This is a genomic window from Pseudomonas sp. Z3-8, assembly GCF_051131975.1.
Taxonomy (GTDB): domain Bacteria; phylum Pseudomonadota; class Gammaproteobacteria; order Pseudomonadales; family Pseudomonadaceae; genus Aquipseudomonas.
The window spans coordinates 666,874-677,549 of sequence record NZ_CP071643.1 but is presented as its reverse complement, the minus strand read 5'-3'; the positions used below and the strand labels follow the sequence as shown (position 1 = coordinate 677,549).

8 protein-coding genes are annotated in these 10,676 nt (G+C 61.8%); 6 read left to right on the top strand and 2 right to left on the bottom strand.

What is annotated here, in order from left to right; genetic code table 11:
• Nucleotides 1-39 precede the first annotated feature (39 nt).
• Nucleotides 40-1,095, bottom strand: coding sequence for a biotin synthase BioB (gene bioB, locus J3P94_RS03150; RefSeq protein ID WP_434571363.1), 1,056 nt, complete (start codon nt 1,093-1,095; stop codon nt 40-42).
• Nucleotides 1,096-1,185: 90 nt separating this feature from the next.
• Between bioB and J3P94_RS03145 the strand changes: the two genes are divergently transcribed.
• The 5 genes from J3P94_RS03145 (at nt 1,186) to rarD (ending at nt 6,971) form a co-directional block, all read left to right on the top strand.
• Nucleotides 1,186-1,926: a ComF family protein gene (locus tag J3P94_RS03145; protein WP_434571362.1), complete on the top strand. Its 741-nt coding sequence runs from the start codon at nt 1,186-1,188 to the stop codon at nt 1,924-1,926.
• 56 nt (nt 1,927-1,982) lie between these two features.
• Nucleotides 1,983-2,747: a TOBE domain-containing protein gene (locus tag J3P94_RS03140; RefSeq protein WP_434571360.1), complete on the top strand. Its 765-nt coding sequence runs from the start codon at nt 1,983-1,985 to the stop codon at nt 2,745-2,747.
• Between the two features lie 67 nt (nt 2,748-2,814).
• Nucleotides 2,815-4,716, top strand: a complete 1,902-nt coding sequence (locus tag J3P94_RS03135) for a PhoX family protein (RefSeq protein WP_434571359.1) — start codon at nt 2,815-2,817, stop codon at nt 4,714-4,716.
• 169 nt (nt 4,717-4,885) lie between these two features.
• Nucleotides 4,886-5,860, top strand: coding sequence for a serine/threonine protein kinase (locus J3P94_RS03130; RefSeq protein WP_434571358.1), 975 nt, complete (start codon nt 4,886-4,888; stop codon nt 5,858-5,860).
• 223 nt (nt 5,861-6,083) lie between these two features.
• Entirely contained in the window at nt 6,084-6,971 is an 888-nt protein-coding gene (rarD, locus tag J3P94_RS03125) for an EamA family transporter RarD (protein WP_434571357.1), read from the top strand.
• 217 nt (nt 6,972-7,188) lie between these two features.
• Here rarD and J3P94_RS03120 read toward each other — a convergent pair whose 3' ends face one another.
• Entirely contained in the window at nt 7,189-7,707 is a 519-nt protein-coding gene (locus J3P94_RS03120) for a glycine cleavage system protein R (protein ID WP_434571355.1), read from the bottom strand.
• 524 nt (nt 7,708-8,231) lie between these two features.
• On the opposite strand from J3P94_RS03120, the gene J3P94_RS03115 reads away from it, so the two are divergent.
• Complete coding sequence (locus J3P94_RS03115; protein ID WP_434571353.1) at nt 8,232-10,409, top strand: malate synthase G; 2,178 nt, start codon at nt 8,232-8,234, stop codon at nt 10,407-10,409.
• Nucleotides 10,410-10,676 lie beyond the last annotated feature (267 nt).

Sequence of the window (10,676 nt, the reverse complement as noted above, 5' to 3'; positions counted from 1 at the left end):
CACAGCGTCTTGCATTCCAGTCAGGGAATCGGTGAGCAATCAAACAGCTGCGTTATAGAACTGCTCGCTGCTCTTCTGCTCCACCAGCGCCTGCTCGATGGCCGCCTGATGCACTTCATCGGCATGCTCTTCGCGAGCTTCCGGCTGGATGCCCAAGCGCGCAAACAGTTGCATGTCCTTGTTGGCCTGCGGGTTGGCGGTGGTCAGCAATTTGTCGCCGTAGAAAATCGAATTGGCGCCAGCGAAGAACGCCAAGGCCTGCATCTGCTCGTTCATGGCTTCGCGGCCAGCAGACAAGCGCACATGGGATTTCGGCATGAGGATGCGCGCCACGGCGAGCATGCGGATGAAATCGAACGGGTCGACGTCCTCGGCATTTTCCAGCGGCGTGCCGGCGACTTTCACCAGCATGTTGATCGGCACCGACTCTGGATGCTCCGGCAGGTTGGCCAGCTGGATCAGCAGGTTGGCGCGGTCGTCCAGGGACTCGCCCATGCCCAGGATCCCGCCGGAACAGATCTTCATCCCCGAATCCCGTACATACGCCAGGGTTTGCAGGCGCTCGCTGTAGGTGCGGGTGGTGATGATGCTGCCGTAGAACTCCGGCGAGGTGTCGAGGTTGTGGTTGTAATAATCCAGGCCGGCCTGGGCCAGCGCTTCGGTCTGCTCCTGGTCGAGACGCCCCAGGGTCATGCAGGTCTCCAGGCCCATGGCCTTGACCCCCTTGACCATCTCCAGCACGTAGGGCATGTCCTTGGCCGACGGATGTTTCCACGCCGCGCCCATGCAGAAACGGGTCGAACCGATGGCCTTGGCGCGCGCGGCCTCTTCAAGGACCTTCTGCACTTCGAGCAATTTCTCTTTTTCCAGCCCGGTGTTGTAGTGGCCCGACTGCGGACAATATTTGCAATCTTCCGGGCAGGCGCCGGTCTTGATCGACAGCAGGGTCGAAACCTGGACGCGGTTGGCGTCGAAGTGCGCGCGGTGCACGGTCTGCGCCTGGAAGAGCAGGTCATTGAATGGCTGGACAAAGAGTGCTTTGACTTCGGCCAAAGACCAGTCATGACGCAGGTTGGCAGTGGTGCTGGCGCTCATGGGCATTTCCTTGATTATGCTTGGCTGGCGCTTGAGGGACGCAATACCCACAGGCGCGACACGGATGTTCGGCATATTTAAGGAAGAGCCATGCGCTGTCAACCACGATACAAAGGCCCGGTTTACATCTGGTTAAAAAACAAACAACTTTGTCTATTGTGCGGCGAGTCCACCGACACCTTGCAACCCATCTGCACCCCTTGCGAGAGCGAACTGCCCTGGCTCGGCGAGCATTGCGCCGTTTGCGCCCTGCCGCTGCCCATGGTCGGGCTCCGTTGCGGCCAATGCGCCGCGCGGCCTCCGGCTTTCGAGCGGGTCCTGGCCCCATGGGCCTACGACTTTCCGGTGGACTGCCTGATTACCCGCTTCAAGCACCAGGCAAAATGGCCCCTCGGTCGACTGCTTGGCGAGTTGCTGGCGCAATCGCTGCAGCACCATTTCGACGAAGGCCTGGAGCGGCCCGATGCGCTGGTGCCAGTGCCGCTGGCGGCGGGGCGCTTGCGCCAGCGCGGCTTCAACCAGGCGACGCTGCTGGCCCGCTGGCTCAGCGCAGCGCTGCGGATCCCTTGCGAAGACGACCTGCTGTTGCGCGTCCAGGACACCCCGGCCCAACAGGTGCTGGACGCCCGGGCCCGGCGCCGTAACCTGCGCCAGGCCTTTGCCTTAGCGCCCGGCGCGACGTTGCACAACCGTCACCTGGCGCTGGTCGATGATGTACTCACCACCGGCGCCACGGCCCAGGCACTGGCCCGGTTGCTGCTCGATGCCGGTGCCGCACGGGTCGATGTGTATTGCCTGGCGCGCACGCCGAAACCCGGTGATCCGGCTTGACGCGCAGTGGCCGAGGCGCCAACGTCCTGCATCCGTCCCGTACAGGGTTTGCACCCATGTCATTGCCTACGCTGTTGAGCCAACATATCGTCCGCCGTCCACAACGCATCGCCCTGTTACAGCACATCGCCGAGCAGGGTTCCATCACGCGGGCCGCGAAAAGTGCCGGGCTGAGCTACAAGGCGGCCTGGGATGCGATCGATGAGTTGAACAACCTGGCGGACCGGCCATTGGTCGAGCGCAGCGTTGGCGGCAAGGGCGGCGGTGGCGCGAAACTGTCGGAAGAGGGCCTGCGCGTGCTGCGTCTTTATCAGCGTTTGCAGGCATTGCAGGCGCAGTTGCTTGAAGCGAGCGAGAACGCCGGTGACCTGGGCCTGCTCAGCCGCCTGATGTTGCGCACCAGCGCGCGCAACCAACTGCATGGTAAGGTCGTCGGCATCCAGGCCCAGGGCCACAACGACCGGATACACCTGGAACTGGCGCGCGGCTTGCTCATCGACGCGCAGATCACCCACGACAGCACACTGCGCCTGGAGCTGGGCCTCGGGACCGAAGTGGTGGCCCTGATCAAGGCCGGCTGGCTGACGTTGTATCCACTCGACCAGCCGGACGATTGCTCGGCCAACAGTCTGCAAGGCGTGATCGAGCACATCGCGGTCGCTGCGGATGGCCCCAATGAAGTGCGCATCGGCTTGCCCAACGGCCAGACGTTGTGTGCCCTTGCAGACCCGCTTGAGCTGGCTGGACGAAACCTCGACGCCGGCTCACCGGTGCAAGTGCGTTTTTCCCCTGCAAATGTGCTGCTCGGCACACCGTTGTAGCGCGCTGAAACATAAACTTCATCGACCCGCTTTAAGGTGACTGCCAAAACCAGCAGGGAGCCTGATGATGAGCCTATTAGAAGAAAACCAATCCACCGACCTGGAAAAGATCGTCGGCCTGAGCCGTCGCCGCTTCATCGGCGCAGGCGCTCTGTGCGGCGCGGCGATGTTCCTGGGCGGCAACCTGCTGAGCCGCAGCGTCATGGCCGCCGCCGTGAGCGAAGGCAACAAAAGGTTGCTGGGCTTTGACAGCATTGCCGCCGCCACGACCGACACCATTACCTTGCCGCCAGGCTACAAAGCCTCGGTGCTGATCAGTTGGGGCCAGCCATTGCAAAAAAATGCCCCGGCATTCGACCCCAGCGGCAATGGCACCGCCCGCGCGCAGGAAATGCAGTTCGGTGACAACAACGACGGCATGAGCCTGTTCCCGTTTCCCGGCGAGGACAACCGGGCGTTGATGGCGATCAACAACGAATACACCAACTACCGCTACCTCTTCCCCCATGGCGGCCAGCCGCAGTCCGCCGAAGACGTGCACAAGGCCCAGGCCAGTGAAGGCGTGTCGGTCATCGAGATCCAGCGGCGCCGTGGCCAGTGGCAATTCGTCCAGGATTCACGCTACAACCGCAGGATCCATGGCAACACGCCGATTCGCCTGGGCGGCCCGGCTGCCGGTCACGACCTGATGAAAACCAGCGCCGACAAAAGCGGCAAAAAAGCGCTGGGGACGTTCCAGAACTGCGCTAACGGCATGACGCCGTGGGGCACCTACCTGACCTGTGAAGAAAACTTCACCGACTGCTTCGGCAGCAGCAACGCCGATCTGAAGTTCGATGAGGCGCAAAAGCGCTACGGCGCTACCGTCACCAGCCGCGAAATCAACTGGCACCTGTTCGATCCGCGTTTCGACCTGGCGAAAAACCCCAACGAGCTCAATCGTCACGGTTGGGTGGTTGAAATCGACCCGTTCGATCCAAAGTCCACGCCAGTGAAACGCACCGCCCTGGGCCGCTTCAAACACGAAAACGCCGCGCTGGCGAAAACCCGTGACGGGCGCGCCGTTGTGTACATGGGCGATGACGAGCGTGGCGAGTTCATCTACAAGTTCGTCAGCCGCGATCGCATCGACCGCCGCAATCCCAAGGCCAACCGCGACCTGCTGGACCACGGCACGTTGTACGTGGCGCGCTTCGACGCCGGCGACGGCAACCCGGACCATCCGAAAGGCAAGGGCCAGTGGATCGAACTGACCCATGGCAAGAATGGCCTCGACGCCGGCAAGGGCTTCAACGACCAGGCTGAAGTGTTGATTCATGCGCGCCTGGCCGCCACCGCCGTTGGCGCCACCCGCATGGACCGCCCGGAGTGGATCGTGGTGAGCCCGAAGGATGGCCAGGTCTATTGCACCCTGACCAACAACTCCAAGCGCGGCGAAGAAGGCCAACCGGTGGACGGGCCCAACCCTCGGGCCAAAAACGTCTACGGGCAGATTCTGCGCTGGCGCACCGACCGCGACGATCACGCCTCCAAGACCTTCGAGTGGGATCTGTTCGTGGTCGCCGGTAACCCGACGGTGCATGCCGGCACGCCCAAGGCCGGATCCTCCAACGTCAATGCCCAGAACATGTTCAACAGCCCCGACGGCCTGGGCTTCGACAAAGCCGGCCGGCTGTGGATCCAGACCGATGGCGACTCAAGCAACGCCGGGGATTTCGCCGGCATGGGCAACAACCAGATGCTCTGCGCCGACCCCAACAGCGGTGAGATTCGCCGCTTCATGGTCGGACCGGTGGGTTGTGAGGTCACCGGGATCAGCTTCGCGCCGGACTACAAGACCTTGTTCGTGGGCATCCAGCACCCTGGGGAAAACGGCGGTTCGACGTTCCCCGAGCACCTGCCCAATGGCAAGCCACGGTCGTCAGTGATGGTGATTACGCGCGAGGATGGCGGGATCATCGGCGGCTGATTGGGCCTCATCGCGAGCAGGCTCGCTCCCACAGTGGATCTGCGGTTGCCGTCGATCTCTGTGGGAGTGAGCCTGCTCGCGATCGCTTCAGCGCAGCCCCCTATCTGCCTCTGTCTGCGCTACCATGCCGGGTCGGACGCGGCAGCCCTGCCGCTGCGCAGGAGTCAGCATGTCCCATCCGTTTGAAACCCTTACGCCCGACCTGGTACTCGATGCCGTTGAAAGCATCGGCTTTCTCAGCGACGCCCGCGTGCTGGCGCTCAACAGCTACGAAAACCGTGTCTATCAGGTCGGCATCGAAGACGCCGAGCCGCTGATCGCCAAGTTCTATCGCCCCCAGCGCTGGACCAACGAAGCGATCCTGGAAGAACACCGCTTTACCTTCGAGCTGGCCGACTGCGAAGTGCCGGTGGTGGCGCCGCTGATCCATAACGGCGCCAGCCTGCATGAGCACGCCGGGTTTCGTTTCACCCTGTTCCCCCGTCGCGGCGGGCGGGCGCCGGAGCCGGGCAATCTCGACCAGCTCTATCGTCTGGGCCAGTTGCTCGGAAGGCTTCACGCGATCGGCGCGACCCGGCCATTCGAGCATCGCGAAGCACTGGGCGTGAAGAACTTCGGCCATGACTCGCTGGAGACCGTGCTGCAAAGCGGCTTTGTCCCCCGCAGCCTGCTGCCGGCCTACGAATCAGTGGCCAGGGATCTGCTCAAGCGTGTCGAAGATGCCTACGCCGCCACGCCCCACCAGAACATCCGCATGCACGGCGATTGCCATCCCGGCAACATGATGTGCCGCGACGAGGTGTTCCATATCGTCGACCTCGACGATTGCCGCATGGGCCCGGCCGTGCAGGATCTGTGGATGATGCTCGCCGGGGATCGGCAGGAATGCCTAGGGCAGCTATCGGAATTGATGGACGGCTACCGGGAATTCCATGATTTCGACCCGCGCGAATTGGCCCTGATCGAACCGCTGCGCGCCCTGCGCCTGATGCACTACAGCGCCTGGCTGGCGCGCCGCTGGGATGACCCGGCGTTTCCGCGAAGCTTCCCCTGGTTCGGCAGCGAACGTTACTGGGGCGACCAGGTGTTGGCGCTGCGCGAGCAACTGGCGGCGCTTCAGGAAGAGCCGTTGAAGCTTTTTTGAGTGGGCGGGGCACCAACGGCCACTTGAAACTCATGTGGGAGCGAGCCTGCTCGCGAAAGCGATACGTCAGTCATATAAATGGCGACTGTTTCACCGCCTTCGCGAGCAGGCTCGCTCCCACAGCGGACTTTTGCTCGGGTCAGTTCCTTGCAAGGTTCACAGCACAATCAGAAAAATCTACTTACAATCACTTTTTTGTTAGCTGCCTAAGCAAGGATTCTGCATGCAAGCCGCCAACCCGCGTCGCGGGTACATCCTGGGCCTGAGCGCCTATATCATCTGGGGCCTGTTCCCCATCTATTTCAAAGCCATCGCCAACGTTCCATCGGTGGAAATCATCATCCACCGGATACTCTGGTCGGCGCTGTTCGGCGCGGCCCTGCTGATGGTCTGGAAACATCCGGGCTGGTGGCGCGAGCTGCGGGACAATCCGCGGCGCCTGGCGATCCTGGCCCTGAGCGGCACGCTGATCGCCGCCAACTGGCTGACCTACGTCTGGGCGGTGAATAACGGTCGCATGCTCGAAGCCAGCCTGGGCTATTACATCAATCCGCTGGTCAACGTGTTGCTGGGCATGTTGATCCTCGGCGAGCGGCTGCGCCGCATGCAATGGGTCGCGGTGGCGTTGGCAGCCATTGGCGTGGCGCAACAGGTCTGGCAGGTGGGCAGTCTGCCGTGGGTGTCGCTGATGCTGGCGCTGACGTTTGGCTTCTACGGGTTGATCCGCAAGCAGGCGCCGGTCAAGGCCTTGCCAGGGCTGGTGGTGGAAACCTGGATGCTGGTACCGATTGCTATCGCATGGCTGCTGTTGAACCCGGCCGCCACCAGCGCCCAGGCGGCTTTCTGGACGACTTCCGAAGCCTGGTGGCTGGTGGCGGCCGGTCCCGTGACGCTGGTGCCTCTGGTCTGCTTCAACGCGGCGGCGCGGCACCTGCCCTACACCACGCTGGGTTTCTTGCAGTACATCGCGCCGACGCTCGTCCTGCTGCTCGCGGTGCTTCTGTTTGACGAACATTTGTCGTCCAGCACGCTGGTGGCGTTCCTGTTCATCTGGGCCGGTCTGGCGGTGTACAGCATCGACGCGGTGGTCAGCATGCGCCGGCGCACCTGATCAAAAAACAAACACATCTCTACAGGCCACGTCCGGCGTGGCCTGCGCTTATCCTTCCCAAGGTTATCCACAACGTGATCCCCGGCGTTTGTGCACAAGCCTTTGAAAACTGGCGATTTTTTGATCATCGCTGGCTGAGGCCCGGCAGGCCTGGGCTGGCGCCGGGTCTCTACAGGTTATCCACAGGCAGGCGCAGCTTTTCCTTGGATAACGTGCGTCAGCTTTCGTCGCTGAGTTTCAGCTCGACCATCAATTCATCGGCCAGGGTTTCCAGGCGCTCCTGCAGGGTATCCAGTGACAAAGTCAGGGGCACTCCGAGAATCGCCTCGGCATGAAATAACAATTCGCTGCTCATCGGCGCGGGTCGAACATGGGTAACCAGCCGCTCGACGTTCACCCCCTGCTCGCTCAACAGGCGCGTGATGTCGCGCACGATGCCGGGACGGTCATTGCCCACCAGTTCCATGGCGATGGGTTTCCAGGTGCAGGATTCTTCGATCGCATTCTCGGCAATCAGCACACGAATGCCATGGGCCGCCAGCCCATGCAAAGCCTCGATCAGTTCTTCATGAGATTCAGCCGGGGCGCTGAGGCGCAGGATCCCGGCGAATTGCCCGGCGAGGTGGGACATACGGCTTTCCAGCCAGTTGCCGCCGTGCTCGGCAATACACTCAGCGATGCGCTCGACCTGCCCGGGTTTGTCCGGGGCGAAAACGGTGATGACGAGATGGTCCATGGCGCAGCCCTTCTGTTGATTGAACGGACAGTATAGGCAAGGCGGAAAATCCACACGGTCGCGCTTTTGGGTTGAGGAGCTTGCTCGCCTTGGACTGCGTAATGATCGTAAATCGCTGGATCAGTGCTGCGCACTGAAGCGGGAGCAAGCTCCCTCGCCACGGGGAAATGTGTACGAATCTTAGATTTATCTGGAACAATCCAACAGTTTTTTGAGAACATCCGATTCCGCGCCGTGACTGTAGTGCTTTAGTCGGTCGCGGAACGACGCAATTAGTCTGATTTTCACAACCCTAACTGATCATGTAGTATGCCGCAGCGGGCACTACATAACCGCAATGCCTAATGTTGCACCGATGTCTGCCCAGGCCAGTCGCATCCCTGAAAGCCCCGTCAGCAAGGCTTAACCCAGCCGCCAGCAATGGCATGTACTGGTCCAGGGGTTTGTGGTTTAAATGTCCCGAGGCTTCATTGTCCAAATCGAAGAGCTGAAAAGCGCAATAGCTGAGCAGAGTGAGGCAAGCAATGACTGAACACGTTCAAGTCGGTGGCCTGCAGGTCGCCAAAGTCCTGTTCGACTTCGTGAATAACGAAGCCATTCCCGGAACCGGCCTCACCGCCGACGCATTCTGGGCCGGCGCCGACAAGGTCATCCACGACCTGGCGCCGAAGAACAAAGCCCTACTCGCCAAACGCGACGATTTCCAGGCGCAGATCGATGCCTGGCACCAGGCTCGTGCCGGCCAGGCCCACGACGCCGTGGCTTACAAAGCCTTCCTGCAAGACATTGGTTACCTGCTGCCAGAAGCGGCGGATTTCCAGGCCACGACCCAGAATGTCGATGACGAAATTGCCCGCATGGCCGGCCCGCAGTTGGTGGTGCCGGTGATGAACGCCCGTTTCGCCCTCAACGCCTCGAATGCCCGCTGGGGTTCGCTGTACGACGCGCTGTACGGCACCGATGCGATCAGCGAAGCCGATGGCGCGGAGAAAGGCAAAGGCTACAACAAGGTCCGCGGCGACAAGGTCATCGCCTTCGCCCGCGCCTTTCTCGACGAAGCAGCCCCGTTGGCGGCCGGCTCCCATGTCGATTCCATTGCCTACAAGATCGTCGACGGCAAGCTCGTCGTGACGCTCAAGGGCGGCAGCAACAGCGGCCTGCGCGACGATGCCCAACTGATCGGTTTCCAGGGCGATACGTCGGCGCCGAGCGCCGTGCTGCTCAAGCACAACGGCCTGCACTTCGAAATCCAGATCGATGCCAGCACTCCGGTCGGGCAGACCGACGCCGCCGGCGTCAAAGACATCCTGATGGAAGCCGCGCTGACCACCATCATGGATTGCGAAGACTCGGTCGCCGCCGTCGATGCCGATGACAAGGTGGTGATCTACCGTAACTGGCTCGGCCTGATGAAAGGCGATCTGTCGGAAGAAGTCGCCAAGGGCGGCCAGACGTTTACCCGGACCATGAACCCTGACCGCGTCTACACTGCCGCGGACGGCTCGAGTGTGACGCTGCATGGCCGCTCGCTGCTGTTCGTGCGCAACGTCGGTCACCTGATGACCATTGACGCGATCCTGGACAAGGACGGTAATGAAGTGCCGGAAGGCATCCTCGACGGGCTGATCACCAGCCTGGCGGCGATCCACAGCCTCAACGGCAACACCTCGCGCCGCAACAGCCGCACCGGCTCGGTGTACATCGTCAAGCCGAAGATGCACGGCCCGGAAGAGGCGGCGTTCACCAACGAGCTGTTCGGCCGTGTCGAAGACGTGCTGAACCTGCCGCGCAACACCCTTAAAGTAGGAATCATGGACGAGGAGCGCCGTACCACGGTCAACCTCAAGGCCTGTATCAAGGCGGCCAGCGAGCGCGTGGTGTTCATCAATACCGGTTTCCTCGACCGCACCGGCGACGAAATCCACACCTCCATGGAAGCCGGCCCGATGGTGCGCAAGGCCGACATGAAGGCCGAGAAGTGGATCGCCGCCTATGAAAACTGGAACGTCGACATCGGTTTGAGCACCGGTCTGCAAGGTCGTGCGCAAATTGGCAAGGGCATGTGGGCCATGCCCGACCTGATGGCTGCGATGCTGGAGCAGAAAATCGCCCACCCGATGGCGGGCGCCAACACGGCATGGGTACCATCGCCGACCGCTGCCGCCCTGCACGCGTTGCATTATCACAAGGTCGATGTATTCGCCCGCCAGGCCGAGCTGGCCAAGCGTGCCCGCGCCTCGGTAGACGACATCCTGACCCTCCCGCTGGCGGTCAACCCGAACTGGACGCCCGAGCAGATCAAGCATGAACTGGACAACAATGCCCAGGGCATTCTTGGCTACGTGGTGCGCTGGATCGACCAGGGCGTGGGCTGCTCCAAGGTGCCGGACATCAATGACATCGGCCTGATGGAGGACCGTGCAACGCTGCGGATCTCCAGCCAGCACATCGCCAACTGGCTGCGCCACGGCATCGTCACGCAGGAGCAGGTGATGGAAAGCCTCAAGCGCATGGCGCCGGTGGTCGACCGCCAGAACGCCAGCGACCCGCTGTATCGCCCGCTGGCGCCCGACTTCGACAGCAACATCGCCTTCCAGGCGGCGGTCGAACTGGTGATCGAAGGGACCAGGCAACCAAATGGCTATACCGAGCCGGTGCTGCACCGTCGTCGTCGCGAGTTCAAGGCAGCCAATGGGTTGTGATTGAGCGGTAATCGCGGCACATAAAAAAGCCCTGATCGAAAGATCAGGGCTTTTTCATGCGGGCTGTTCAGTCCCGAAAGTTTGCAACAGTTTCAGGCCTGGACAGGCTTCTGTGGCGAGGGAGCTTGCTCCCGCTGGGCTGCAAAGCAGCCCCTCTTTTCAGATTTCGAACTTCATCGGCAAACTTGCGACTGCTGCGCAGTCGAGCGGGAGCAAGCTCCCTCGCCACAAAAGCTCTCAATCACTAAAGCAATCGGGTCAATTGAA

What these genes read in the sequence shown, in the direction of transcription:
- rarD (WP_434571357.1), top strand. Translation starts at nt 6,084, where the DNA reads ATGCAAGCCGCCAACCCGCGTCGCGGGTACATCCTGGGCCTGAGCGCC.
- J3P94_RS03140 (WP_434571360.1), top strand. Translation starts at nt 1,983, where the DNA reads ATGTCATTGCCTACGCTGTTGAGCCAACATATCGTCCGCCGTCCACAA.
- J3P94_RS03130 (WP_434571358.1), top strand. Translation starts at nt 4,886, where the DNA reads ATGTCCCATCCGTTTGAAACCCTTACGCCCGACCTGGTACTCGATGCC.
- J3P94_RS03115 (WP_434571353.1), top strand. Translation starts at nt 8,232, where the DNA reads ATGACTGAACACGTTCAAGTCGGTGGCCTGCAGGTCGCCAAAGTCCTG.
- J3P94_RS03135 (WP_434571359.1), top strand. Translation starts at nt 2,815, where the DNA reads ATGAGCCTATTAGAAGAAAACCAATCCACCGACCTGGAAAAGATCGTC.
- J3P94_RS03120 (WP_434571355.1), bottom strand. Translation starts at nt 7,707, where the DNA reads ATGGACCATCTCGTCATCACCGTTTTCGCCCCGGACAAACCCGGGCAG.
- J3P94_RS03145 (WP_434571362.1), top strand. Translation starts at nt 1,186, where the DNA reads ATGCGCTGTCAACCACGATACAAAGGCCCGGTTTACATCTGGTTAAAA.
- bioB (WP_434571363.1), bottom strand. Translation starts at nt 1,095, where the DNA reads ATGAGCGCCAGCACCACTGCCAACCTGCGTCATGACTGGTCTTTGGCC.